The sequence below is a fragment of the Aeromonas sp. A600620 genome, assembly GCF_029479985.1.
Classification (GTDB): Bacteria; Pseudomonadota; Gammaproteobacteria; order Enterobacterales; family Aeromonadaceae; genus Aeromonas; species Aeromonas veronii_A.
On record NZ_JAAKXB010000003.1, the window covers coordinates 137571 to 163134 of the forward strand.

At 58.8% G+C, this 25564-nt stretch carries 19 protein-coding genes, 1 tRNA gene, 1 other RNA gene and 1 pseudogene; 9 read left to right on the plus strand and 13 right to left on the minus strand.

The window, feature by feature from the left end; genetic code table 11:
• Positions 1–66: 66 nt before the first annotated feature.
• The 4 genes from G5533_RS05655 to G5533_RS05670 form a co-directional block, all read right to left on the minus strand.
• Complete coding sequence (locus tag G5533_RS05655; RefSeq protein WP_133249543.1) at positions 67–672, minus strand: hypothetical protein; 606 nt, start codon at positions 670–672, stop codon at positions 67–69.
• Between the two features lie 106 nt (positions 673–778).
• Positions 779–1273 carry a hypothetical protein gene (locus G5533_RS05660; RefSeq protein WP_133249542.1) on the minus strand — a complete coding sequence of 165 codons (495 nt, stop codon included), beginning with the start codon at positions 1271–1273 and terminating at the stop codon, positions 779–781.
• 375 nt (positions 1274–1648) lie between these two features.
• Positions 1649–1912 carry a hypothetical protein gene (locus G5533_RS05665; protein ID WP_158112176.1) on the minus strand — a complete coding sequence of 88 codons (264 nt, stop codon included), beginning with the start codon at positions 1910–1912 and terminating at the stop codon, positions 1649–1651.
• Positions 1913–2125: 213 nt separating this feature from the next.
• Entirely contained in the window at positions 2126–3163 is a 1038-nt protein-coding gene (locus G5533_RS05670) for a Mal regulon transcriptional regulator MalI (protein WP_005344074.1), read from the minus strand.
• A gap of 280 nt (positions 3164–3443) precedes the next feature.
• Here G5533_RS05670 and malX point away from each other — a divergent pair, with 280 nt between their 5' ends.
• Both malX and G5533_RS05680 read left to right on the plus strand, forming a co-directional pair.
• Positions 3444–5015, plus strand: coding sequence for a maltose/glucose-specific PTS transporter subunit IIBC (gene malX, locus G5533_RS05675; RefSeq protein WP_139430288.1), 1572 nt, complete (start codon positions 3444–3446; stop codon positions 5013–5015).
• Positions 5016–5102: 87 nt separating this feature from the next.
• Positions 5103–6293, plus strand: coding sequence for a MalY/PatB family protein (locus G5533_RS05680; RefSeq protein WP_441254592.1), 1191 nt, complete (start codon positions 5103–5105; stop codon positions 6291–6293).
• Positions 6294–6435: 142 nt separating this feature from the next.
• Here G5533_RS05680 and ruvC read toward each other — a convergent pair whose 3' ends face one another.
• The 5 genes from ruvC to G5533_RS05705 form a co-directional block, all read right to left on the minus strand.
• Complete coding sequence (gene ruvC, locus G5533_RS05685) at positions 6436–6957, minus strand: crossover junction endodeoxyribonuclease RuvC (protein ID WP_005334512.1); 522 nt, start codon at positions 6955–6957, stop codon at positions 6436–6438.
• Positions 6958–7072: 115 nt separating this feature from the next.
• Positions 7073–8122, minus strand: a complete 1050-nt coding sequence (locus tag G5533_RS05690) for an efflux RND transporter periplasmic adaptor subunit (protein ID WP_266134033.1) — start codon at positions 8120–8122, stop codon at positions 7073–7075.
• Positions 8123–8137: 15 nt separating this feature from the next.
• Positions 8138–11200 (minus strand): efflux RND transporter permease subunit, encoded by a 3063-nt coding sequence (locus G5533_RS05695; protein ID WP_441254593.1) that lies wholly within the window; start codon positions 11198–11200, stop codon positions 8138–8140.
• A gap of 166 nt (positions 11201–11366) precedes the next feature.
• Complete coding sequence (locus tag G5533_RS05700) at positions 11367–13706, minus strand: acyl-CoA dehydrogenase (protein WP_266134031.1); 2340 nt, start codon at positions 13704–13706, stop codon at positions 11367–11369.
• Positions 13707–13754: 48 nt separating this feature from the next.
• Positions 13755–14408: a TetR/AcrR family transcriptional regulator gene (locus tag G5533_RS05705; RefSeq protein ID WP_441254594.1), complete on the minus strand. Its 654-nt coding sequence runs from the start codon at positions 14406–14408 to the stop codon at positions 13755–13757.
• A 468-nt stretch (positions 14409–14876) separates the two neighbouring features.
• On the opposite strand from G5533_RS05705, the gene G5533_RS05710 reads away from it, so the two are divergent.
• The 3 genes and pseudogenes from G5533_RS05710 to G5533_RS05720 all read left to right on the plus strand — a co-directional run bounded on the left by G5533_RS05710 (position 14877) and on the right by G5533_RS05720 (position 17464).
• Positions 14877–15617, plus strand: a complete 741-nt coding sequence (locus G5533_RS05710) for a phosphatase (protein WP_441254595.1) — start codon at positions 14877–14879, stop codon at positions 15615–15617.
• Between the two features lie 89 nt (positions 15618–15706).
• Positions 15707–15782: transfer RNA gene (locus G5533_RS05715), tRNA-Thr, on the plus strand.
• 525 nt (positions 15783–16307) lie between these two features.
• Positions 16308–17464, plus strand: a pseudogene (locus G5533_RS05720) (IS3 family transposase).
• 260 nt (positions 17465–17724) lie between these two features.
• Here the strand turns inward: G5533_RS05720 and ssrA are convergent.
• Positions 17725–18084: a transfer-messenger RNA gene (gene ssrA, locus G5533_RS05725) on the minus strand.
• 166 nt (positions 18085–18250) lie between these two features.
• Positions 18251–18739, minus strand: coding sequence for an SsrA-binding protein SmpB (smpB, locus tag G5533_RS05730; protein WP_005334498.1), 489 nt, complete (start codon positions 18737–18739; stop codon positions 18251–18253).
• Positions 18740–18908: 169 nt separating this feature from the next.
• Between smpB and G5533_RS05735 the strand changes: the two genes are divergently transcribed.
• Positions 18909–19343, plus strand: coding sequence for an SRPBCC family protein (locus tag G5533_RS05735; RefSeq protein ID WP_005334496.1), 435 nt, complete (start codon positions 18909–18911; stop codon positions 19341–19343).
• Entirely contained in the window at positions 19336–19683 is a 348-nt protein-coding gene (locus tag G5533_RS05740) for an RnfH family protein (RefSeq protein ID WP_058059898.1), read from the plus strand. The genes G5533_RS05735 and G5533_RS05740 overlap by 8 nt, the downstream gene beginning before the upstream one ends.
• Positions 19684–19764: 81 nt before the next feature.
• Here G5533_RS05740 and G5533_RS05745 read toward each other — a convergent pair whose 3' ends face one another.
• Both G5533_RS05745 and fadE read right to left on the minus strand, forming a co-directional pair.
• Entirely contained in the window at positions 19765–21039 is a 1275-nt protein-coding gene (locus G5533_RS05745) for an amidohydrolase (protein ID WP_216951740.1), read from the minus strand.
• 179 nt (positions 21040–21218) lie between these two features.
• A complete protein-coding gene (gene fadE, locus G5533_RS05750) occupies positions 21219–23675 on the minus strand; it encodes an acyl-CoA dehydrogenase FadE (protein ID WP_216961742.1) in 2457 nt (818 codons plus the stop codon).
• 256 nt (positions 23676–23931) lie between these two features.
• Between fadE and lpcA the strand changes: the two genes are divergently transcribed.
• Both lpcA and G5533_RS05760 read left to right on the plus strand, forming a co-directional pair.
• Entirely contained in the window at positions 23932–24510 is a 579-nt protein-coding gene (gene lpcA / locus G5533_RS05755) for a D-sedoheptulose 7-phosphate isomerase (RefSeq protein WP_005334485.1), read from the plus strand.
• Between the two features lie 164 nt (positions 24511–24674).
• Positions 24675–25484, plus strand: coding sequence for a class II glutamine amidotransferase (locus G5533_RS05760; protein WP_421172031.1), 810 nt, complete (start codon positions 24675–24677; stop codon positions 25482–25484).
• Positions 25485–25564 lie beyond the last annotated feature (80 nt).

Sequence of the window (25564 nt, forward strand, 5' to 3'; positions counted from 1 at the left end):
TAGAGGTGATGACGCGAATGTCCGAATATGCTGCTCTATTCGAACCTACTGGCTATGCCATTACCATCATGCCTTTACGAATTTACCGTCTGTGTATTTATAAAGGTGAATGGTATTTAAATGTGGATACTTATCAAAATTTTTCCATAATGAGGAACGGATGTTTTCATGGGTTGCATCTATTCTTGGTGATGGCCAAAAAGCTAAATATAAATTATTTATCAACATATCTTTTAAAACTGATTCTGCGTATCGCAGTCGCTCATCTATGTATCTATAAGTTCCTTTTTCTGTTTTTTGATTAGTACCATTTAGATATAGCTTATATTCTGCATTCAAATGTATTATTTTAGCAAAATCTTCATTGAAGGCTCGTTTACTAGTATTGCTCTCTGATTCAAGGGCAAAAGTAATCTTTTTTATGAAACTATGTTGATAATCAACGATGCAACTATCTACAAGCCACTCTCCGGATATTTTTTCATATTTATCATTAACCCCAATAACTTTAAGTTTTCCATTTCTTTCAAAACAAACAGTATAAATAGAACTTGCGACCTCATGAACGAAAATGGATGATATTAGTTGGCTAGAGATTTCTTCTTTTTTTTGGGTTTTTTCTTTTGCGTTATGAAAACCAATGTTGATAGCTTGCAAGATAGTGTTATCCATACGATCCTCTGTTTTGCTTATTCGATAATAAAACGTTTGGAGTTTGGAGAGTAGAAGGTTATTTCAAGAATGTCCGAATACGCTTCATTATTCGACTCTGCTGGCCTTAATTTGAGTTCTGTTCCTTACGAACCCATTTTATTTCCAAAGACTCTATTTTGTCTGTGATAATAGAGCGGAAGCAATAAACCCCGTTTAGTCTAATACCTCCATTAAGAACTTGTAGTAAAGAGGTTGAGTAAGATAATCTTGTTCTATCTTTGCTCTGTTGATTGAGAGTAATGAATCCTTCCCATATATGGCCACTCATAGATAAATTAGATACCTGTGTTAGATTACTTGGATCTCGTCCTTGGACAATTGTTGATTCACCTTTCACTGAATGGCCATTTTGATGAATAGTCATCTCCATGCTTGCAGTGATTCCTGATGCTGATGTAACTTCAGCAACCCATGTCCCACTTATATCAACACCTTTATAAATCGTTTTTTGATACCATGGAATAAAATGGTTTATAAAAAATAAACTAATGAGATATAAGAATGCCGCAGTGATGACTCCACTTACAACACCAAGTATTACAGTTTCAAATATATTCATTTTATATCCAAGATGGAAACGTAACTTTAATTAGCAAAACGTAATTGGACGTTCGCGAATGTTTTATCAAAATATTACTTATTGGGCTTCGCTCTGCGTCAACCTACAAACACCACGCTACCGCCCGTGGATTACAGCCTCCAGCCTGCTGCGGTTATCCGGCGATGTGGTGGATGGCGAAACGGCTGCACAGGGTTATCTCTGCAAGAGTGGTTGCCAAGTGGAGCATATTAGTCGAGAGAGGGGCAGGGTAAAACCGCAGTCGGGCAAAAACCTGCCAAAGATCAATAAATTACTTATTAAGTGGCGGCTACTCGCCCACTTGGGACAGTGACCGCAGACAGAGCTTCACATCTTGCCGGGTACAATCGCCACTTAATACTCCAGAAACTTCTCCCCGCAGTGTTCGCAAATTAGATGTTTTACATGGGTGGTCTGGTAGGCCAGTGTTTCACCAAACGCCCAGTTGGTGATGCTGCTGGAAGTAAAGGCTTGCCAGAAGGCTTTGCGCGGATCCTTGGGCATGATGTCCTGGCTGTGATCGCGGGCGACCAGCACCACGATATGGCGGGTACGCTCGCCACATTTGTCACAGCGATGAATTTCACTCGGCGGGTTCTGGTCGTGCGGGTGGCTCATAAATGGGCTCGTGAAGTGAGGCAGGCGCCCATCATATTCCTCTTCACTTGGCTCTCAATCTCTCCTTGCCAGCGCAGTGAGCAGCCTCACATTTTGCGTCCCCTCTTTGTTATTTGCCCGCGCGCCGCAGCCGTGTGCTTCTGGTCGGTGCCCGCTTTTGCGGTTTGCTGGTGAGTGGTGATGATATGGTGGCAGCAGGCTTGCCCAGCTAGTTCAGGCTGATTCTCGCTTCTGCAAATTGGGGGTGATGATATGGCGGTTGGGGGCGAGCTCGGGTTGCTGCATCCGGGTCAGCAGGCGCCTTGCCGCCTGACGGCCGATTTCGCGGGCCGGTGAGCTGACAAAGGTGAGTGCGGGGGAGGTGAGTTCGGCCTCCGCCACATCGTCAAAGCCGAGCAGGGCCACCTGTTGGCCGATGTAGTTGTCCTTGCCCACGGTGCGGCCGCTCGCCTCGACGCCATAGATGGCGCCGAGCGCCACCTCGGGGTAGTGGCAGAGCACGGCGGTCACCTTGGGGTGCTGGTGCAGCAGCTGGGCGATGGTGTCGGCGGCGCTGCGCTGGGTGCGCTCGCACTCCAGTACCCACTCAGGTTTGAAGGGCAGGCCATATTGCAGCAGGCTGGCGCAGTAGCCGCCGATGCGCTCGGCACGGGTGAGGGAGTCGGCTCGCCCGCCGACGTAGGCGATATGGCGGTGGCCCTGCTCGATAAGGTAGGTGGTGGCCTGCTTGGCGGCGTGGGTGTTGTCGGGGCCGATAAAGTCCACGTCATCGCGATAGTAGGAGCGGGCGGCGCACACCACCGGCAGCTCGGAATCGAGCAGGGTCTCCAGGGTTTTGGCCGCCGCGCCGCGCACCGGATTGAAGATGATGCCCGCCACCCCTTGGCGCGACAGGGAGTGGATGCTCTGCTGCAGCCGCTCCGGGCTGTGCCCGCACTGGGTCAGAAACAGCAGATAGCCCTGCTGCTCCAGCACCTCGCTCACCCCGGCGGTCACCTCGGTATAGAAGGGGTCGGTGATGTCGCGCAGGATCAGCCCCACCAGATTGGACTGCTGGCTGCGCAGGTTGGCGGCGGCGCTGTTGGGCACATAGTCGAGCTCTTTTATCGCCTGTTGCACCCGCTCGGCGGTGGCCGGCGAGATACGTCCCTTGCCGTTAAGCACCATGGAGACGGTGGTGACCGACACTCCCGCCCGCTGGGCGACATCGGTGATCTTGGTGGCTTTGGCAGAGAGGGATTTGGGCGACATAGGGCGAACGGACGACGGACAGTTGAAAGCGAGGCCCCAGCATACCTGCTCAGATGCTCAAGTGAAACGTTACATCACCATTGGGCCGATCCGGCTCACAAATTTGGATCCTTCTGCCAGCCAGCCCCCTTATTCTGTGATCCTGTCGGCACTTGTAAGTTGATAAAACGTTTTATCATCCAGCAAAACCTGATGCTGACCCGCGCCTTTTGCTTCGAGATTGCCTCGAGCGGGGGAGGGCCGCCGCAGATATTGCTGTCTATTCACAAGGAGCCGTTTCATGGCCAAGCCTCAAGCCAAATCCACCATCTGGGAGTTCCTGCAGAGCCTCGGCAAGACCTTTATGTTGCCGGTCGCCCTGCTGGCCTTCTCGGGCATCCTGCTCGGTGTCGGCAGCTCGCTCACCAGCGATGCGGTCAAGCAGAGCATGCCCTTCCTCGACAATACCGTGCTGCAACTGCTGTTCCTCTGGATGACCAAGGTGGGGCTGGTGGCCTTTATCTATCTGCCGGTGATGTTTGCGGTGGCCATTCCGCTCGGGCTGGCGCGAGAAGAGAAGGGGGTCGCGGCCTTTGCCGGTTTCGTCGGCTATGCGGCGCTCAACCTCTCCATCAACTTCTACCTGACCGTGGCCAACGTCATCGGTGACGCGGCGGCGGAAAAGGCCTACGGGGTGAAATCGATCCTCGGCATCAGCTCCATCGACACTGGGATTCTGGGGGCCATCATCGTCGGGGTGATCGTCGCGAAGCTCCACGCCCGTTTCTACACCTACAAGATGCCCGATGCGCTCGCCTTCTTCGGCGGTGCCCGCTTCGTGCCCATTATCACTGTGCTGGTGCTGGGTGTAGTCGGTCTGGTCGTGCCGTTCGCCTGGCCCTGGTTTGCCGCTGGCATCAACGGTATCGGGGCGCTCATCTCCCACGCCGGTCCCTTCGGCCCCTTCCTGTTCGGTACCGGTGAGCGTCTGCTGCTGCCGCTCGGCCTGCACCACATTCTGGTGGCGCTGATCCGCTTTACCGAAGCGGGCGGCACCCAGCTGGTATGCGGTCACGAGGTGAGCGGCGCCCTCAATATCTTCTACGCCGAGCTCTCCTGCGCTGACACTTCCGGTTTCTCGGTCTCAGCCACCTCCTTCCTCTCGCAGGGCAAGATGCCTGCCTTCCTCGGCGGCCTGCCGGGTGCGGCGCTCGCCATGTATCACTGCGCTCGCCCGGAAAATCGCGGCAAGATCAAGGCGCTGCTGGTCTCCGGCGTAGTGGCCTGCGTCATCGGCGGCATCACCGAGCCGCTGGAGTTCCTGTTCCTGTTCGTGGCACCGGTGCTCTACGTCATTCACGCCATCCTGACCGGTCTGGGCTTTATGACCATGGGGCTGCTCGGCGTCACCATCGGCAACACCGATGGTAACCTCATCGATTTTCTGGTGTTCGGCGTGCTGCAAGGCACCGCCACCAAGTGGTATCTGGTGCCGGTCGCGGCGGCCATCTGGTTTGCCATCTACTACAGCGTGTTCCGCTTCGCCATCGTGCGCTTTAACTTGAAGACCCCTGGCCGCGAGATCGAAACTAGCGAGACTGCCCAGCCCGCAGGCAAGAAGGCAGGCAACAGCGGTTACAACGGTGAAATCATCCTTAACGCCCTGGGCGGCGCCGATAACATCCTCGCGCTCGATAACTGCATCACCCGCCTGCGGATGTCGGTGCAGGACATGAGCCGGGTCGATGACAAGGTATTGAAGGCGAACGGTGCCATCGGGGTGATCAAGCTCGACGAGCACAACTTGCAGGTGGTGATCGGCCCGCAGGTGCATCTGGTGAAAAACCAGCTGCAGAGCCTGATGGGGGCCTGAACCGGCCAATAAGATCCGAACGGGGGGCGCAAGCCCCCCTTGTTTGCCTCTCCCAATATGTCTCCTGTTTATGGAGGGAGAAACTTCATGTACGATACTTATGACTTCGACCATGTGGTCGACCGCCACGGCACCTACTGCACCCAGTGGGACTATGTGGCCGACCGTTTTGGCCACGCCGACCTGCTCCCCTTTACCATCTCCGATATGGATTTCGAGACTGCCCCCTGCATTCGCCAGACGTTGGCAACGCGGCTCGAACACGGGGTATTTGGCTACAGCCGCTGGAATCACGACGACTTCAAGGGGGCGGTGAGCGACTGGTTTGCCCACCGCTACGGCGCGAGCCTCGACCCCGAGACGCTGGTCTACGGCCCCTCGGTCATCTATGTGATTGCCCAGCTGGTGAGCCTCTGGTCGGCGCCGGGGGAAGGGGTGCTGGTGCATACCCCCGCCTACGACGCCTTCGGCAATATGCTGGCTGCCAACGATCGGGTGCTGCTGCCTTGCCCGCTCAAAAAATCAGAGGGGAGTTACCAGATCGACTGGCAATGTTTCGAGCAGCAAGCGGCTCGCCCCGATTGCCGGATTTTGCTGCTCTGCAGCCCCCACAACCCCACCGGCCGGGTCTGGACGCGGGATGAACTCGGCCGGATGGCCGCCATCTGCCTGCGCCACGGGGTCAAGGTCATCTCGGACGACATCCATATGGATGTGAGCTTTGCCCGCTACCTGCCGTGGAGCGAAGTAGCGCAAGATGATCACTGGGCGTTGGTGAGCTCGGGCTCCAAATCCTTCAATATTCCCGCCCTTGGCGGAGCCTACGCCTTTATCGCCAACGCAGCGGCGCGGGCCGCCTATCTGCAGCGGCTCAAGGCAGCCCATGGCCTCTCATCGCCCCCCATTCTCGGGGTGCTGGCCCATATCAGCGCCTATCGGGACGGGGCTGCCTGGCTCGATGTCCTGAAAGCCTACCTGCACGGCAATCTCGCCCATGTGGCGGCGCGGCTCAACGCCGCCTTCCCCGCCATCGACTATCGGGTGCCCGAGGGAACCTATCTCGCCTGGATTGACCTGCGCGGTCTTGGCATCGACTCCACCGAACGGATGGATGCGCTGCAAGCCTTGCTGGTGGAGAAATATCGGGTCGCCATCATGCGCGGCGACACCTACGGCCCGGAAGGCACAGGCTATATCCGCCTCAACGTCGGCTGCCCGCGCTCGAAAGTAGATCAAGGACTCGACGCTCTGATCAGCGCACTGGGGGAGGTGGTGTAGAGTAAATTCATTCAACATGAGAAACATAACGGGGCCATCAGTGATGGCCCCGTTATGTGGGGAAATATAAAAAACCGCCCCGGATTTACGGGGCGGTTTTTTATTTTGCGATACCGAGATGAGTCGTGGACGACACAAGGGCTCAGCGATAGCGGCCACGTACCGAGCTGCTGGCACGGCCGGCCATCTTGATCAGGCTCTGGCGGGTGTGCAGGTGGCAGAGCGCGACGCCGAGGGCATCCGCCGCATCCGCCTGCGGGGTGGCGGAGAGTTTCAGCAGATGGGTCACCATATGCTGCACCTGCTCCTTGGCGGCACCGCCAGTGCCCACCACTGCCTGCTTGATCTGGGTAGCAGAGTATTCGCTCACCGGCAGATAGGCGTTGACCGCGGCGACGATGGCGCTGCCCCGGGCCTGCCCCAGTTTCAGGGCCGAGTCGGCGTTGCGGGCCATAAAGACCCGCTCGATGGCAAACTCGGTGGGTTTGAACTGGGTGATGATCTCGCATACCCCGTCATAGACCTGCTTGAGGCGCTCCGGCAGCTCGCCGCAATCGGTGCGGATGCAGCCAGAGCCCAGGTATTCGGCCTTGCCGCCCACGACCCGGATAACCCCGTATCCGGTGATCCGCGATCCCGGATCGATGCCCAAAATAATGCTCATGGGTGTTGATTGCTCTAAACGCGAGTGATGGCCGCCAAGATAGCAAACTGTGGCCCGTTTGGCTGTATGTCCCGGGTCAAGCGGGCAAAGATTGGCCAGCCTGCGTCGAGCGTGGTTAGCCCTTGAACAGCGCTATGGTGTCGCCATCCTGCAGGCTGCCCGCGCCGCGCACCACCACCCGATCCCCCTGCTTGAGGGCGCCGCTCACCGCCACCTGCTGGCTGTCGCCAAACAGCACGGTGACCGGCACCCGATTCACTTTGAGCGATTTGCCGCTTCTCGCCACCTGATAGACCACGCTGCCATCGGTGCCGAGCACCAGAGCGTCCCGGGGCAGCAGCATGCTCTGCTGATCCCCCAGTGGCAGGGCAACCCGTACCGGCGAACCGATGATGAAGTTGCCCGCTTCCGGTTTGAGGCGCAGCTCGATGAGGCGCGATTTGGGATCGGCGCTGGCGGCCCGCTGGTAATAGACGCCGTGACCGCTCAACTGCTCCCCCTCCACCCGCAGCCGGGTTTGCGGCGCCAGCTGCTGGGCCCAGAGAATGGGGGCCTGCAGGCGGATATCCGGCTGATCCGGGTTGACCAGCTCCAGCGCCTGCTCGCCCGCGTCCACATGCTCGCCGGGCTGGATGAAGTGGTTGTTCACCACCCCGTCGAACGGGGCATAGATGTGGCTGCGGCGCAGCTGTTCTTCAATCTGGTTTACCTGTATGGCGGCCAGTCGCTCGGCCAGCGCGGCCTGCTCCACATCGTAACTGGCCTTGTCGTACTGGCTCTGGGAGGCGCTCTTTTGCTGGTGCAGCCGGGTGATCCGCTGGGATTCGGCGCGGGCGAAGCGCAGGTTGCTCTGCCATTTCGCCTGCTCGGCGCGAGCCTGCTCCAGCGAGAGGCGCAGCGCCGTACTGTCGAGGCGCAGCAGCTCGTCCCCTTTTTTGACCCGGCTGCCAAATTCGGCGATCCACTCCACCCGGCCGCTCACTTCGGCGCTGAGCGCCGCTTGCTGGCGACTCGCCACCGTGCCGCTGACCCAGATATTGGCGGCAGCATCCCCTTGGGTCACATCCGCCAGGGTCACCATCTTGCCCTGATCGGCCAATACCGGTAGCGTGCTGCCTGCTATCAGCACAGCGCCAGCCAACATTCGGGTAATCATATGTGTCATCGATGAGCTCCTTGCTCAGGCCCGCTGGCGCAGGGGTTGTGGGATCGCCACCTGCTCCCCGAGACGCAGGAAGGCAGGCAACAGGATCAGGGTAAACAGGGTGCTGCAGCTCATGCCGCCGACAATGACGGTGGCGAGCCCGCGGTAAATTTCGCTCCCCTCGCTCGGGCTCAGCATCAGCGGCAGCATGCCGAAGATGCTGGTGAGACTGGTCATGGCGATGGGACGCATCCGGCTTTGCAGGGCATCGGCCACCGCCAGCTGGCGGCTCATGCCGTCCCGCTCGGCGGTGCGGGTCTGATGCACCAGCAGGATGGCGTTGTTGACCACCAGTCCCAGCAGGATGACAAAGCCGATGATGGTGAGCAGATCCATCGGCAGCGGCACCAGCAGCCCGCTCAGTTGCAGTGCCAGCACGCCGCCAACTGAGGCAAGGGGCAGGGTGAGCAGCACCAGCAGGGCATCCTTGAGGGAGGCAAACACTCCCCACAGCAGCACCAGCAGGATCACCACGGCAAACAGGAAGATGGTCCCCAGATTGTCGAGCGCCTGTTGCAGGCTGTCGGCATTGCCGGCAATGCGCAGCTCGCCACCGGCGGGCAGCAGGGGACGGATGGCGGCAAAACTGCGGTTTTTCAGGGTGTCGATCACCTGCTCCATGGTCATGCCCGCCGGGGGCGCTATCTGCAGGCTGATGCTGCGCCGCCCATCGTCCCGGAAGATGCTGGCCGGGCCCATGTCGTGCTCCACCCGCAACAGCTCGCCAAGGGGAACGATGCGCCCGGAGGGGGTGGCCAGCGGCACTGCCTTCAGCTCGTCCGGATTGGCGGAGCTCTGCCCCATCAGCATGATGTCGAGCCGATCCTCGCCATCGAAATACTCGCCGACCCGCAAGCCGTCGCCAAAGGTCTGGATGATGGTGGGCAGGGGTGTGCGATCCCAGCCCACTTCGGCGAGGCGCCGATCTTGCGGCACCAGTTTGAGCTCGGGGGCGGTGAAGTCGAGACTCGGTTCGGGCCGGATCTGTGCTCCCGGCAGGTCCTTGCTGAGGATCCCCATGCTGGCACGGGCCGCCTGATAGAGCTCGGGCAGGTTACCCCCCTGCAGCAGCAGGGAGACGCCGTTCTCGCTGTCAAAGCCGCCAAACAGCGACCCCTGACCGCCGAACACCCGTGTGTCGGGAATACCCACCAGCAGCTGTTTCATCAACAGGCTCTCCAGCTCCTTGATGCGGTTTTCGTCTTTGGGGCGCACGCCAATCTGGGCGCCCCCCGGGTAGCGCAAGATGTAGTAGTTCTTGAGGGCAGGCTCTTTCTCCCCCTTCATGTAGGGGGCGAGGCGGGCGATCAGGGTATCGATCACCTCTTCGCGCTGGGCCTTGAGGTTGACCCCGGGGGTGAAGTTCATCCAGACATCCACCGCGTCCCGTTTCACGTCCGGCAGATAGTCCATCTTGGGCAGCAGCGCCCAGGTGGCCAGTGCCGGCAGACTCATCATCAGGGTGATGACCGTCCAGCGTTGGCGTGAGGTCGAGGTCCAGCGGATCACATGACGGGTGGTGCGCTGCCACAGCGACGCATAGGGGTCGGTCAGTGTTTCATGTCCCATCCAGCGCGCCGCCACCGCAGGCAGCACGATGACGGCGACCAGCATGGAGACCGTTACGGCGCAGGCGATGGTCAGCGCCAGATCGGCAAACAGTTGGCCCTCCACATCGTTGAGCAGCAGCACCGGCAGGAAGATGGCGACCGTGGTGAGGGTGGATGCCACCAGCGCCGTCCACACCTGACGGGTACCTTCGAGCGCCGCCTCCGCCTTGCTCAAATCCCCCCGCTCGTGGCGCCGGTAGATACTCTCCAGCACCACGATGGCGGCGTCGAGCACCATGCCGACGGCAAAGGCGATGCCTGCCAGCGAGATGATGTTGAGGGTGCGATCCATCACCTTGAGCAGGCAGAAGGTGAGCATGATGCTGATGGGGATGGCGAGGGCAATCATCAGGGTCGCCTTGAGCTGGCGCAGGAAGAGCCAGAGGATGGTGCAGGAGAGCAGCACCCCGAGCCCCAGGTTGGCAGTGACCATGCTGACGGCGCGATTAATGTAGAGGGAGGCATCGAATGACTGCTCCATGTGCAGCCCGACCGGCTCCAGCACCTCGCGGTTGAGCTCGTTCACCCGGGCCTTGATCGCCTCAAGGGAGGCCAGGGCATTGGCGCCGCTCTCCTTGAAGATCTGGGCGGCGATGGCGGTATTGCCGTTCTGGATCCGCAGCACCGGGTTCTCTTCCCTGGCCACCCTTACCTCCGCCACATCCCGCAGATAGATGGGCAGGCCATTGCGCCAGTCCACCACCTTGTCCCCCAGCGTCTCGACATCGTAACGACCGGCGAAGCGCAGCTTGTACTCCCAGCGACCGATGTCGAGGGTACCGGCCGACACGTCCCAGCCGGTGGTGGCGCGGCTGGCCAGCACCGGGATCTCCACCCCCAGCTCGGCGGCGCGATAGGGGTCGAAGCGGATCTGGATCTGACGCTCATTGATCCCCTCGACTGCGACCGTCGAGACCCCTTCGATGCGTTCCAGCTCGGGTTTGACCCGCGCCTCGATCAACGCCTGATGATCATCGATCACCCCTTTGGCGCCGGGCAGTTGCTGGATGAAGAAGAAGGTGAGGGTATCGTTGCTGCTATAGTTGTTGACGTAGGGGCCGCCGATCTTGTCCGGCAATCCCGAGACCCGGTTCAGTCGCGAAATCACGTCGAGTTGGGCCCGTTGCATGTCTGTGCCGAGGGCAAACTCCATGTCGATTTCGGTAAAGCCGGGATAGCTGTTGCTGACAAGGCTCTTGAGCCCTTGCACCCCCTGCATCTCCTGTTCGATGGGGTCGGTGATCTCCGACTCCATCTCCTGGGGCGAGGCTGAACGCCAGCTCACTGAGATGTTGAGGTGTGGACGGTCGATGTCGGGGAACAGCTGGATCGGCAGTCCCCGGATACTGAGCAGGCCCAGCAGGAAAATAAGCACGATCGAGACCGCCACCCAGATGGGGCGTTCGATCGCCGTTTTGGCGAGGTTCATTCACTCTTCCTGAGTTGTTGTTATCGGCCATTCCGCTGGCCTTGCTTCCAAAGCCCCTGCAACAGGGACTCAAGCATTTAACTGGAATTCTCCTAGCTTGTAAATGCATGGTTAACAAACAAAAAACCGGCCACGAGGGCCGGTTTGGTACTGGTTTGCCAAGGGATCAGGCGGCGTGCTCGACCTTGTTTGGCTGCTTGCTTGGTTGCTGGGAGAAGCCTTCCAGCTCGCCCGGAGCGAAGTTGTCTACCTGGATCGCTTCGTAGCGCAGGGCATCGGCGGCCAGCAGCTTGTCCGCTTCGTCCTTGCTCAGGATGGAACCTGCCAGCGCAGCGGCAACCAGCTCCGGCAGCGCCAGTTTGCGGGGCAGTTTGCCCTCTTTCTGGGCCTGCACCAGCTTCTTCTCGTAGGGCTGCACAGCGACCATGGCCTGGAAGGCGCGCTCCATCAGGCCGACCGGATCCGCCTCGTCTTTGCCGACGTAGCACAGCGCCGTCAGACGGTCGCGGAACTCGCCCGGCTTCATCATGGCCAGACAGATGGCGTGGCAGCGATCGTCGGCCGGCATCTTGTAACCGACGCCGAACGGGAACACCACGCGCTTGAGTACGGCACCCGCCACCTTGTTCGGGAAGTTCTGGAAGAAGCCCTCGAACGCCTTGCCAATCAGGTAGAGGTTGCGCTCCACCGCGTACTGCACGAACGGTAGATCGGAGACCATGCGGCCCTGATCCTCGTAATGCTTGAGGGTGGCGGAGGCCAGATAGAGGTGGCTCAGCACGTCCCCCAGACGGGCGGAGATCATCTCCTTGCGCTTGAGATCGCCACCCAGCATCAGCATGGAGACGTCGGCGCACAGGGCCAGCCCTTTACTCATGCGGGAGAGCTGCTTGTAGTAGCGGGCGGTTTCGCCAGCTACCGGCGCGCTGTTGAACTGGCCCAGAGTCAGCCCCTGGAACAGGGAGCCGAAGAAGTTGCCGGCGCCGAAGGCGATGTGCTTCATCAGCAGGGCGTCAAACTTCTCGAGACCGCGTTCCACGTCGGTATCGGCTGCCGCTTCCAGCTCGGCAAACACGTACGGGTGGCAGCGGGTAGCCCCTTGCCCGAAGATCATCAGGTTGCGGGTCAGGATGTTGGCCCCTTCCACCGTGATGGCGACCGGAATACCCATGTAGGCGTAGCCGGTGTAGTTTTTCGGGCCCAGCTGGATGGCTCGACCGGCGTGGATGTCCATGGAGTCATCCATGATCTGGCGTGCCATCTCGGTCATGTGGTACTTGGAGATCGCGGTGACGATGGCCGGTGCCTGACCCAGGTCCAGGGAACCGGCGGTCATGCGACGGGCTCCTTCCAGCTGATAGGTGAGGCCGCCGATACGGGCCAGCGCCTCTTGCACCCCTTCAAACTTGCCGATGGACATGCCGAACTGCTTGCGCACATAGGAGTAGGCGCCCACGGTGCGGCTCGCCATGTGACCACAGGCGGTGCCCAGAGCAGGCAGCGAGATGCCGCGACCGGCGGAGAGGCATTCGACCAGCATACGCCAGCCGCGACCGGCGTAATCCGGGCCGCCGATGATCCAGTCGAGCGGAATGAACACATCCTTGCCGAAGGTCGGGCCGTTCATGAACGCCAGACCCATAGGGTAGTGGCGATCGCCGACGCGCACGCCGGGGTGGCTGGTGGGGATTAGGGCGCAGGTGATGCCGAGCTCTTCCTTGTCACCCAGCAGTTTTTCCGGGTCATAGAGTTTGAACGCCAGCCCCAGCACGGTAGCGCGCGGCGCCAGGGTGATGTAGCGCTTGTTCCAGTTGAGGCGAATACCCAGCACCTCTTCACCCTTGTGCATCCCTTTGCAGACGATTCCCTTGTCAGGAATGGCACCTGCATCGGAGCCCGCCTCCGGCCCGGTCAGGGCGAAGCAGGGCACTTCCTTGCCGTTGGCTAGCCCCGGTAGCCAGAAATCTTTCTGGGCCTGGGTGCCGTAGTGCATCAGCAGCTCACCCGGGCCGAGGGAGTTCGGCACCATGACGGTGACCGCCACGCTCAGGCTCTTGGTGGCAATGCGGGTGACGATGGTGGAGTTGGCTATCGCCGAGAACTCGCGGCCGCCATAGGATTTCGGGATGATCAGGGAGAAGAAGCCTTCCTTCTTCAGATAGTCCCACACCGGTTCCGGCAGGTCTTTGGTTTCGTTGACGATCTTGAAGTCATCGACCATGGCGAGCAGGGTTTCGACCTGATTGTCGATAAAGGCCTGCTCCTCTGCGGTCAGCTCGGCCTTGCCGTAACCGTGCAGTTTTTTCCAGTCGGGGTTGCCGCGAAACAACTCGCCATCCCACCAGACGGAGCCGGCTTCCATGGCCTCCCGCTCGGTAGCTGACAAGGGCGGCAATATTTTTTTGAAGATGCCGAATACCGGACGGGTTACCACCTTTTTACGGATGGAGGGTACGCCGAGCACAACGGCTATCGCCAGCACCAGCAGGACAAGCAATGTGATCATACCGAAGTTCCTTCTATTTCACTGTTTCCGTTGATTTATTGTTGGTTGTTACACGGCCAGGGAGAGCCTGGTCGACTCCACGGGCGCCCCGACTCCGGACGCCAGATAAGGAATAACGTTGCGCACCAGCCCTTCCACATCGAGCTGCTGGCCAAAGTCGGCCAGGGCGATGTCGCGCAGGGCATCGGCAGAGGCCATGGTGAATACGACGGTGCCCAGGGTGAAGTGCAGGCGCCAGAAGAGATCCGCGGGCGACAGGGCCGGATTGGCCTTGGAGATGGCCTGGGTGATCCGCTGCAAAATGGGGCCATAGTGGGCGGTGATAAAGCGGCGCAGGTGGCCCTGGCTGTCGATGTAGCCGCGACCCAGCAGCTGCATGAAGATGGCCGGGCCGTTGGTGCGCACCGCCACCAGCTTCATCAGCGGGTCGACGAAGCTCTCGAACACCTGCAGCAGGGTCAGCTGCTCCTGCGCCATCAGGGTATGCAGGCGTGCATCCAGCTCGGGCATGAACAGGCTCAGATAGCGATCGAGCACCGCCTGGATCAGCACCTTCTTGGAGCCGAAGTGGTAGTTCACCGATGCCAGATTGACGTCGGCCTCGCTGGTGATCAGACGCAAAGAGGTATCGGCGAATCCCCGCTCGGCAAACAGCACTTCAGCGGCGTCGAGAATACGGTTTTTGGTATCGATTTTACTCACTGGACACCTCACTTAAACGAATGTTTAAAAAGTACGTTTCATAACGTGAGGTGTCAAGAGAATGTGAATGAGTGTTAGCGGAATGTTTTTCGATGAAAAAAGCAAAGTGGGCGGAACTTAGTCAAAAAGCAGGACTCTATATCTATGCCACTGCAATTAAACATTAAGTCTCGCCCAACCTGCACCATGCTAGTTGGGCCTTTTTTTGCGCGTTTGTTACCGGTTTGCGGCTTGCAGGCAAAAAAAACCGCCGCAGGGCGCGACGGTGGGGAAAGTGAGTTCGCGTCATCCTGACGGCAAACTGTCGATGCGAGTTCAGGCATGTATCGACGGGGGCAGTATGCCAGCCAGAGCCCCTCAGACTATGTCAGCTTCGCGGTATTTTGTGACAAAGTGTGGCAAGCTCTGGCGTGGCCCAAGCTGCCGCTCTTTGCTATGCTGCCCTTTCAAAATATGAGGGGAGAGAAGATGAAGTACCCGGTCGATACCCACACTCACACCATTGCCAGCACCCACGCCTACAGCACCATCCACGACTATCTGCCCATCGCCAGAGCTAAAGGGATCAAGCTGTTCGCCACCACGGATCACGGCCCCGAGATGGCCGATGCCCCTCATGTCTGGCATTTTGCCAACTTGCCGATATTGCCAAGAGTGGTGGAAGGGGTAGGGATCTTGCGGGGTATCGAGGCCAACATCAAAAACCTCGACGGGGAGATCGATTTTCCCGAGCGCTATGAGTCGCGCCTCGACATGATCATGGCGGGTTTTCATGAGCAGGTATTCCCTCCCTGCGATCAGGCAACCCACACCCAGGCGATGATCAACGCCATCAAGAGTGGCCGGGTCGATATGATCAGCCATCCGGGCAACCCCTCATTTCCCATCGACATTCAGGCGGTGGTCAAGGCGGCTGCGGACTATCGGGTGGCGCTGGAGATCAACAACTCCTCCTTCATTCACTCACGCCCGGGTAGCGAAGGTAACTGCCGTGCCATCGTTGAAGCCGCGCGAGATCTGGGGGCCTACCTCACCTTCGGCTCCGATTCCCACGTCGCCTTCAGCCTCGGCGATTTTGACCATTGCCACCGTCTGGTGACCGAAGCGGGCTTCCCGCAAGAGCGGATCCTGGTGCGCTCCCCCCGCGCCCTGCTCGAATTTCTCGAAAGCCGCGGCCGTGCCCATATCCCCGAGTTTGCCGATCTGTAAATCGGGCTCTAACACCATGAGCCAACTCATAAAATCGAGTTGGCTCAATTGACTTGCCGGTCATTTTTTATGAATGTGGAGAGCAACAAGCCGGTATAGCTCAGTTGGTAGAGCAGCGCATTCGTAATGCGAAGGTCAGGAGTTCGATTCCCCTTATCGGCACCATATAAAACAAAGGGTTGGCTTCTTGGTAAAGCTAGCTCTTTAGCGCATTTGCCCAACACCATGCCCAACACTTCACAGTGTATAGGCTGCCCATGACGGGCGGCTAACTTGTCTTGTACGCAAGAGAGAACACCAGAGGAAAATAAAAGAATCGAGGGGGGATAGGATAGGTCTGTTCGATTATGGGGGAAAATTGCATGGAGGGGAGCAGGGGGTAAGGGAGGTCTTCTTATATATGCAATGAGGCTTGAAAAAATCTCACAGAAAATATGACAAATGGCCCCCTCTGCAAGAGTCAATACAACCCCATGAGCATACTGGCTATAGGGATAGTAATCAGATGGGGGCTGCATGTCTTGAGAGGCGTGAGGGGTAAAGTACCTCTTCTCTATCACCGGATTACTTCATCTTTCACGGCTTCATAGTAGGAATAGTGGGAGTATCGAGCGCATAAGGGTGTAGTGGTCTAATTATCCCGGACACCATTTTAGGTGGTACAGTCGCCACCATGACCTGAGGTGTTCAATGACAAGATTACGTCGCTCATTTACTGCCGCATTCAAACTCGAAGCCGCATCCCTGGTGCTCGACCAGGGATATTCAGTCCCCGAAGCCAGCCGTTCACTGGACGTCGGTGAAACCGTGCTCCGTCGCTGGGTTCAGCAGCTTCAATCCGAACGCAGTGGCACAACCCCAATCAGCAAAGCGCTAACTCCTGAGCAGCAGAAAATCCAGGAGCTGGAAGCCCGTATCAACCGACTCGAACGTGAAAAGGTCATTCTAAAAAAGCTACTGCTCTCTTGATGTCGGACGACTTCACACGTACGCGCTGATAGACCGATTAAGGGAGCAAGCCCCCATCACCCTGGTCTGCTGCGCTTTCGATGTTCCAACATCCTGTTTTTACGACTATCTGGCTCGCAGGCGGACGATTAACCGTGAGCGCATGCAGCATCGCTCTGAGTTGCGCCGTTTGTTCAAAGTGAGCCGGAACTCGGCAGGCAGCCGTGCCTTGATGTCGATGATGCGGGAGTTGGGGTATCAGATTGGTCGATTCAAAGTACGTAACCTGATGAAGGAAGCCGGTCTGGTATCCAAGCAACCGGGCGCTCATCGCTATCAGGTCGCTCGGTCTGAACGACCGGGCATTCCCAATCTGCTGGCCCGCGAATTTGATGTCCAGCAACCCAATCAGGTGTGGTGATATCACCTACGTCTGGGCAGGTGGTCGTTGGTATTACCTGGCAGCGGTGCTTGACCTGTACACCCGGCGGGTCGTGGGCTGGGCGATGTCTGATAAACCTGATGCAGAATTGGCAATCAAAGCACTGGAGATGGCCTATCAGTAGCGGGGTTGCCCATCCGGTGTGCTATTTCACTCCGACCAGGGCAGCCAATATGGCAGCCGGGCATTTCGGCAACGACTGTGGCGTTATCGCATAACCCAGAGCATGAGTCGTCGTGGAAACTGCTGGGATAACGCCCCGATGGAGCGACTGTTCAGAAGCCTGAAGTCAGAGTGGCTCCCGGCTATGGGATATATGAGCTTGCGAGAGGCGAAACGAGATATCAGTTATTACCTGATGGATTACTACAACTGGCGGCGTCCACATCACCACAATGACGGGATACCGCCAGCAAAAGCCGAAGAATGGCCTAACCAAGTGTCCGGATTTAGTTGACCACTACAAGTAGGAGCCTGCCAATTTTGAAAGCATGGATCCACAATTCTCCCGTTTTAGCGCGATTTTTTGTGCCGAGTGAGAAACGGGTCTCACGAGGAGCTCCGTACTGGCGGAGGGCCGGGGGGAAGATCAGGCGGTAGCAGTAGACACCACAGTGGTTTTTGATGAGACCGGGATAGAGCATATGTGACACCTCAGTGTGTCACTCCCTGACCAGCCATAAAGAAAAAGCCCTGACGAATCAGGGCTTTAGCAGGTGGTGGAGCTGGGGGGATTTGAACCCCCGTCCAAAATTACTACATCCTTGGCACTACATGCTTAGTCACTCTTTACATTCGCCAACCCGCTGCGGAGAGACACGCCACGAATTGACTAGCTCGATTGGTTTTAATGCTTCCGCCCCGAGCAGGACTTCCACACGATCCTGTGAAGGATGACCTTCCGATTCCCTAGGACACAGGCAAGCTAGGGTAGAAGGGCTCTATGCAGGTTATTAAGCTGCTAGTGCGTAGTTTTCGTCGTTTGCGACTATTTTTTTGCGGTTTATTAACGAGGCCTACCGCACCTCGGCATGCACCTTGGGTTTCGTGAATCTTGTCGAATCCAGAATCAGCCCCAAGTTGTTAATTGCGATTGTACGCAAAAATGCTGTCATAGCAAGGCGTTGATACCCATTCCCTCTGGCCGCAAGTCTGTTTGCCGATTTATTGTACGCAGCTGAGCCTGAAGAGCCAGCTGCGCCGGGGGAAGGTGAACTGGCGTCCAGATCCTGCCAGTAGCGGGTTAGCCGCGATGCTTGTTCTTCATGATGCGGGCTTTTTCCCGATCCCACTCGCGGGCCTTGGTATCTTCGCGCTTGTCGTGCTCTTTCTTGCCCTTCACCAGGCCGATCTCGACTTTGACCCAGCACTGTTTCCAGTAGAGGGCGAGGGGAACTATGGTGTAGCCCTGACGGGCGATCAGGCTTTCGAGCTTGTCGAGTTCACGACGGCTCAGCAGCAGTTTGCGGGTGCGGGTCGGGTCACATACCACGTGGCTGGAGGCCGCTTGCAGTGGCAGGAAGCTGGAGCCGAACAGATAGGCCTCGCCATCGCGGAAGATGACATAGGCTTCGCTGATGTTGGCCTTGCCCGCCCGCAGGGATTTGACTTCCCACCCTTGCAGGGACAGACCCGCTTCGATCTTCTCTTCGATGAAGTATTCGTGGCGCGCGGTTCTGTTGAGTGCAATGGTGCTGGACCCGGCTTTGTTTTTACTGTTTTTTTTGCTCATGACGGGCGATTTCCGGCAATGACTAGGAGGCTCGTATTATACGTAGGCAGGGGCGGCTGTAAAACGCGCAGCAGGTCAAGTGGTGGCTTTCTGAGCGGTTTGGCTGAGGTTTTACCTCCACAACCCCAAACATGGTGATAAAATCGCGCCGATTGGATGAGGAAAAGCCATGCCCCGAATTACGCGCAGTGCCCTGGTGATGTTCAGTGCAGAACAGATGTTCAAGTTGGTTAACGATGTGGATGCCTATCCGCAGTTTTTGCCCGGCTGTGTTGGCAGCCGTGTCCACGAGGCTGGCGATGACTACATGATGGCGTCGGTCGATGTGGCCAAGGCGGGGATTGCCAAGACCTTTACCACCCGCAATCAGCTGGATGTGAACCGCCAGATCAGGATGGAGCTGGTGGATGGCCCGTTCCGCAAGCTGGCGGGCTGGTGGACCTTTACCCCGCTCGATGTCGACGCCTGCAAGGTGGAGTTTGATCTCGATTTCGAGTTTACCTCCAAGCTTATCGAGGTGGCATTTGGTCAAGTATTCCGCGATCTGGTGAGCTCCATGGTCTCCGCCTTCTCCAACCGGGCGAAGGAGGTCTACGGTGTCTGACCAGCTCAATATCGAGGTTGTCTATGCCTTGCCGCAGCAGCAGACGGTGATTGCCCTGCGGGTGGCGCCCGAGACTTGCGTGCTGGCGGCCATCGAGCAGTCCGGCATCGTGCAAAAGCACCCCGAGATTGACTTGTCGGTCAACAAGTTCGGTATCTACAGCCGCCCGGTGAAAGGGAGCGAGCCGCTGCACGACGGCGATCGCATCGAGATCTACCGTCCACTCATCGCCGATCCCCGCGAGATGCGCAAAAAGCGGGCCGAGAAGGCCAAAGAGGAGGGGCGAGCCGATAGCGTGACCGGTGGTCGCCCCGATGTGCATCGCAAACTCCGCGAGTAGCGCTCAGGTTTTTCTTGCAGAAAAAAGGCGCCGAGGCGCCTTTTTTTGATCCCGTTAGCCGGTGAGCTGGCCGAGGGGATATCAAGAGAGGGCTGCTTCTGCCACACCCAGCCGTGCGCGTGCCCAGGCGGCCAGCAGCTCGACCCCGCTTTGCATCACCCGCTCATCGAAATCGAATTCGTTGTGATGGTGCGGCGCCGCCAGATCGGCCCCCAGGATGAGGTAAGCCGCTTCGCCCCCCTGCTTTTGCACCCGCTCCATCAGAAAACCGGCATCTTCGCTGGCGCCAAAGCGGCGAGTCTGGATGGTGGCGAGCCCTTGCTTGCGGGCCAGCACCGCCAGCTCGGCCTGCAGTGCCGGGCTGTTGTCGAGGGCAATAGCCTCGCCCTGTTTGATGATGCGGTAGGTGACGCCGTGGGCGAGGGCAGTCCCTTCGACGATGCGCTGTACCTGACTGAACATATAGTCGTTGAGCGTGCTGTCGGCGCCGCGGGTCTCACCGCGCAGCTCGGCGTGATCGGGGATGACGTTGCGGCCGCTGCCAGCGTGGAGCTGGCCGACGTTGATACGGGTCATGCCGTCGCGGTGGCGGGGAATGCCGAGCATGGCGGTGGTGGCCATGCAGGCGGCTGCCAGCGCATTGCTGCCAGCGTTGGGTTCGAGCCCTGCGTGGGCGGCGGAGCCCATAAAGTGGACGTCGAACTTGGTGGAGCAGAGGAACTCGGTGGGGTTGATCACCAGCTCGCCGCTGCCAGCGTGAATACCGATATGGAGCGAGAGCAGGGCATCCACGTCATCGAGTGCCCCCCCGGCGGCCAGCGCCTTGCCACCGCGGCACCCCTCTTCGGCGGGCTGGAAGAAGAGCTTGATGCGGCCGCACAGCTGCTCCTTCATCGCCATCAGGCTGCTGGCCAGCCCCATGCCGATGGCGGTGTGGCCATCGTGGGCGCAGGCGTGCATCCACCCCTTGTTGTGGGAGGCAAAACCCTCCTGCTGCGGCTGGTGCTGTTCGGCATCGGACTCTTCCACCTCCACCGCGTCGATATCGAAGCGAAAGGCCAGGGTCGGGCCGGGACGGCCGGTATCCAGCTCCCCCATCAGCCCGGTGACATCGCCGATCCGCTCCAGCCAGTCGGGATGGGCTCCCTGACGGCGGGCACGAGCCTTCTCGGCCGCCACATCCACATCACGCCCCATCATCAGATTGCTGGCCAGCAGTTTGTCGCCGAGCACAATGCGATAACCGAGCTCGCTCAGGTGGTGGGCAATCAGGCTGGTGGTGCGAAACTCTTTCCAGGCGGCTTCCGGCAGGCGGTGCAGGTCGCGGCGCCACAGGATCAGGTGCTCAAGGGTCATCTTGGCTTCCTTGGTGATTCGATTTGTCGGCTATTGTGCCTTTTTTCCCGGCTGACCACACGGGGGCTGCAGCTGGTCGGGGGAGCTGTGAGTGCAAGTGGTGGCTGTTCGGGCCGTGAATAGTGGTGAGCGCCCATAAAAAACGCCTCCACAAGGGAGGCGTTGTCGATAGCTGGTTATCAGGCCGCGTGATGGTAAGCGGAGGCTTCAAACAGCTTCTTGTTGGCCACCAGATCGATGGGGTCAAAATCATCGACGTTGATGGTGCGCAGGCGACTTACCTCGGCGCGGTGCAGCAGCTCGGCTTCGCTCTGGGTCAGTACGCCAGCGGCCAGACCCATGTCGGCCACCTTGTCCAGCGCCATGAAGGGACGCTTGATACCATCGCTCTTGCAGACTTTCTCGAACAGCGGCTCGGCGGCCAGCACGTCATCGAGCGCTTGCTCCAGCAGACCGAAGGGGTTGCCCTCTTCGCGAGTCAGGTATTGGCCCTTGGCCAGGCGGCTGCGGGTCTCGCTCGGGGTTTGCAGCAGACGGGCCACTTGCTGGTCCAGCTTGTCGCACGGACGGTTCAGGTCACGACCCAGCGGCAATACCACGGCGCGCAGGGCAAGGCCAATCCAGCGGTTCGGGAAGTTGCGCAGCAGCTCGTCGATCGCTTCTTGTGCTTTGAACATGGCATCTTGCAGTGCCCAGTGCAGCAGCGGCAGGTCGGCCTGCTGGCGTCCCTCGTCCTGATAGCGCTTGAGGGCGCTGGAGGCCAGATAAAGCTGGCTCAATACGTCGCCAAGGCGGGCGGAGACCCGCTCCTTGCGCTTGAGCTCGCCACCCAGGGTGCCCATCGCCATGTCTGACAGGAACGCCAGGTTGGCCGAGAGGCGGGAGAGCTGCTGGTAGTAGCCCTTGGTCTGATCCTTGTAAGGGGCCGCGGCAAAGCGGGCGCCGGTGATACCGAGCCAGAAGCTGCGTACCAGGTTGCTGATGGCAAAGCCGACGTGGCTGAATACCGCCTTGTCGAAATCTTTCAGCGCCTGCTCCTTGTCGGGATGGCTGGCGGCCAGCATCTCCGGCAGTACATACGGGTGGCAGCGGATAGCGCCCTGACCGTAGATGATCATGCTGCGGGTCAGGATGTTGGCCCCTTCCACCGTCACGGCGATGGGGGCACCCTGATAGCCGCGGGCCAGATAGTTGTTGGGGCCCATGCAGATGGCCTTGCCGCCGTGGATGTCCATGGCATCGATGATGCACTTCTGGGCACGGTCGGTGAGGTGGTATTTGACGATGGCGGAGATGACCGAGGGCTTCTCGCCAAGGTCGATACCGGTCACGGTCAGGTTGGCTGCGGCGCCCATGATGTAGGCGTTGCCGCCGATGCGGGCCAGCGGCTCTTCAATCCCTTCCATCTTGCCGATGGGCAGCTTGAACTGGCGACGGATGCGGCTATATGCGCCGCTCGCCAGGGCCAGCATCTTGACGCCACCTGTGCTGTTGGAGGGCAAGGTGATGCCGCGACCGACCGACAGACACTCGACCAGCATGCGCCAGCCCTGACCGGCCATGGCCGGGCCACCGATGATGAAATCGAGCGGGACGAACACATCCTTGCCCTGGGTCGGGCCGTTCTGGAACGGCACGTTGAGCGGGAAGTGGCGACGGCCGATGCCGACACCCTTGATGTGAGTCGGGATTAGCGCGCAGGTGATGCCGAGCTCTTCCTCTTCGCCCAGCAGGTGTTCCGGATCACGCAGTTTGAAGGCGAGACCCAAGACGGTGGCGATAGGGGCGAGCGTGATATAGCGCTTGTTCCAGGTGAGGCGCATACCGAGCACCTCTTTGCCTTCCCACTCGCCCTTGCAGACGATGCCAAAATCGGGGATGGAACCGGCGTCCGAACCTGCCTCCGGGCTGGTCAGGGCGAAGCAGGGGATCTCTTTACCTACCGCCAGGCGGGGCAGGTAGTAATCTTTCTGCTCGTCGGTGCCGTAGTGCTGCAGCAGTTCGCCCGGGCCCAGCGAGTTGGGTACGCCGACGGTAGAGGCGAGCACGGCGCTGGCGCCGCACAGTTTTTGCAGGACACATGACTGGGCGTAGGCCGAGAACTCCAGACCGCCATATTTCTTCTTGATGATCATGGCGAAGAACTTGTTGTCCTTCAGGTATTGCCACACCTCGGGGGAGAGGTCCGCGCGCTCGTGGGTCACTTCCCAGTCGCTCACCATGCGGCACACTTCCTCGACCGGACCATCCATAAAGGCCTGCTCTTCGGCAGAGAGGGTGCTGACCGGGATGGCGTGCAGCTTTTTCCAGTCCGGGTTGCCCGCGAACAGATCGGCTTCCCACCAGGTGGTGCCCGCTTCAATCGCCTCTTTCTCGGTGCGGGACATCTCCGGCATGATCGATTTGTAGATCTTGAACAGCGGCTTGGTTATTTGATTGCGGCGAAATTCCACCAGATTGAGCGGGATGGCGATCACCGCGAACAGCGCCCATACCAGCAAGGGCACATGACCATAGATGGCGCCAAGCACCAGGGCGGCGCCGGTGACCAGGGTGGAGATGAACAGGGATGCCCGGCGATAGGCCAGGGCTCCGATAACCAGGATCACCCCGAGCAGAGTGAGGGTCGTCGTCATTGCTTGCTCCTTGCGTGTATAAATGTGCCAACTTGGTGTAACTCATCCAGAGGTCTGACCTGTTGGATATGGCCCCTGTTGTAATTCATACGCACAAAGTTATCAAGCTGTTTACATCTTCATTACCTTCTCTCTGTGATCCCCATAACGCTCACGCGCCGCCAGCGCTGTGGCTCGCAGGGGGGCGACTGTGCGATTCGCTTGTGCGAGAATAGCCGCGATCTACACGCACACTAAAAACAGTGGAAGAGACATCATGTACCAAGAATTGATCCGCAATGAACTGACCGAAGCTGCCAGCGTGCTGCAGGCCTTCCTGGCTGATGAGCAGAACCTGAAAAACATCGAAGCGGCCGCCAAACTGCTGGCTGACTCTTTCAAAGAAGAGGGCAAGGTGCTCTCTTGTGGCAACGGTGGCTCCCACTGTGACGCCATGCACTTCGCCGAAGAGCTGACCGGTCGTTACCGCGAGAACCGCCCGGGTTATGCCGGTATCGCCATCTCCGATCCGAGCCACCTCTCCTGCGTCTCCAACGACTTTGGCTATGACTATGTCTTCTCCCGCTACGTAGAAGCGGTCGGCCGCCGTGGCGACGTGTTGCTTGGCATCTCTACCAGCGGCAACTCCGGCAATATCCTGAAAGCCATCGAGGCGGCCCGCGCCAAAGGGATGAAAGTGATCGCCTTGACCGGCAAGGATGGCGGCAAGATGGCAGGTCTGGCGGATGTCGAGATCCGCGTGCCGCACTTTGGCTATGCCGACCGTATTCAGGAAGTGCACATCAAGGTGATCCACATCCTGATCCAGCTGGTCGAAAAAGAGATGGCCAAGTAATCAGGCTGTCACTACCAGACAAGGGCAACGCCGGTAGCATGGTTCGCCATCGGCCGGTTGTTGCCAGTCACAGGGGAAGAGATTGCGCCTTCCCCTGCTGTCTGTCGAACCAGCGTGCTGGTCGAACATGACACAAGCCAAATCATGAAAGGAGTCTGCCGGATATGTGCGAACTGCTCGGCATGAGTGCCAATGTGCCGACCGATATCTGCTTCAGCTTTACCGGGTTGATGCTGCGCGGCGGCAAGACCGGGCCCCACAAGGATGGCTGGGGGATCACCTTTTACGAAGGGAAGGGCTTTCGCACCTTCAAGGATCCCGAGCCCAGCGCCCAATCTCCCATCGCCAGACTGGTACAGGCGCTGCCCATCAAGAGCTGCGCTGTGGTCAGCCACATTCGGCAGGCCAATCGTGGCTGCGTGTCACTGGAAAATACCCACCCCTTTACCCGTGAGCTGTGGGGCCGTTACTGGACCTTCGCCCACAACGGTCAGCTGACCGGTTACAAGAAGCTGCCAACCGGTCGCCACCGTCCGGTAGGGGATACCGACAGCGAACACGCCTTCTGCTGGCTGCTCGACCGGTTGGAGCAGAAGTACCCCAAGCGTCCTGCAAACTTTCCCGCCATGTTTCGCTATATGGCCACCTTGTGTGATGAGCTCAGAGCATTCGGGGTGTTCAACATGCTGCTCTCGGACGGGGAGTATGTGATGAGCTACTGCAGCAACAACCTGCACTGGCTGACTCGCTGCGCGCCATTTGGCGAGGCGAGTTTGCTGGATGAGGAGGTGGTGATCGATTTCCAGAGCGAGACCACACCCAACGATGTGGTGACGCTGGTCACGACGCGGCCGCTGACCGGCAATGAGAACTGGATCAAGATGGCCCCCGGCGAATTCAATCTGTTCCGGCTTGGGGAGCGGGTGGCGACCAATCGGGTTGCGCTTGGGCAAGATAAAAAAATACCAGGGTAGATACCTACCCTGGTTCTTCGCAGCAGCCATAAAAGGCAAAAGGGATGAGAGGTGTTGCTGAGCATCATCACTCTGACGGC

Coding starts and splice junctions, on each gene's coding strand:
- G5533_RS05745 (WP_216951740.1), bottom strand. CDS start 21,039: ATGACCCTTGAGCACCTGATCCTGTGGCGCCGCGACCTGCACCGCCTG.
- G5533_RS05690 (WP_266134033.1), bottom strand. CDS start 8,122: ATGACACATATGATTACCCGAATGTTGGCTGGCGCTGTGCTGATAGCA.
- smpB (WP_005334498.1), bottom strand. CDS start 18,739: ATGAGCAAAAAAAACAGTAAAAACAAAGCCGGGTCCAGCACCATTGCA.
- G5533_RS05680 (WP_441254592.1), top strand. CDS start 5,103: ATGTACGATACTTATGACTTCGACCATGTGGTCGACCGCCACGGCACC.
- malX (WP_139430288.1), top strand. CDS start 3,444: ATGGCCAAGCCTCAAGCCAAATCCACCATCTGGGAGTTCCTGCAGAGC.
- G5533_RS05710 (WP_441254595.1), top strand. CDS start 14,877: ATGAAGTACCCGGTCGATACCCACACTCACACCATTGCCAGCACCCAC.
- G5533_RS05695 (WP_441254593.1), bottom strand. CDS start 11,200: ATGAACCTCGCCAAAACGGCGATCGAACGCCCCATCTGGGTGGCGGTC.
- G5533_RS05700 (WP_266134031.1), bottom strand. CDS start 13,706: ATGATCACATTGCTTGTCCTGCTGGTGCTGGCGATAGCCGTTGTGCTC.
- G5533_RS05670 (WP_005344074.1), bottom strand. CDS start 3,163: ATGTCGCCCAAATCCCTCTCTGCCAAAGCCACCAAGATCACCGATGTC.
- G5533_RS05760 (WP_421172031.1), top strand. CDS start 24,675: ATGTGCGAACTGCTCGGCATGAGTGCCAATGTGCCGACCGATATCTGC.
- fadE (WP_216961742.1), bottom strand. CDS start 23,675: ATGACGACGACCCTCACTCTGCTCGGGGTGATCCTGGTTATCGGAGCC.
- G5533_RS05655 (WP_133249543.1), bottom strand. CDS start 672: ATGGATAACACTATCTTGCAAGCTATCAACATTGGTTTTCATAACGCA.
- lpcA (WP_005334485.1), top strand. CDS start 23,932: ATGTACCAAGAATTGATCCGCAATGAACTGACCGAAGCTGCCAGCGTG.
- G5533_RS05735 (WP_005334496.1), top strand. CDS start 18,909: ATGCCCCGAATTACGCGCAGTGCCCTGGTGATGTTCAGTGCAGAACAG.
- ruvC (WP_005334512.1), bottom strand. CDS start 6,957: ATGAGCATTATTTTGGGCATCGATCCGGGATCGCGGATCACCGGATAC.
- G5533_RS05660 (WP_133249542.1), bottom strand. CDS start 1,273: ATGAATATATTTGAAACTGTAATACTTGGTGTTGTAAGTGGAGTCATC.
- G5533_RS05665 (WP_158112176.1), bottom strand. CDS start 1,912: ATGAGCCACCCGCACGACCAGAACCCGCCGAGTGAAATTCATCGCTGT.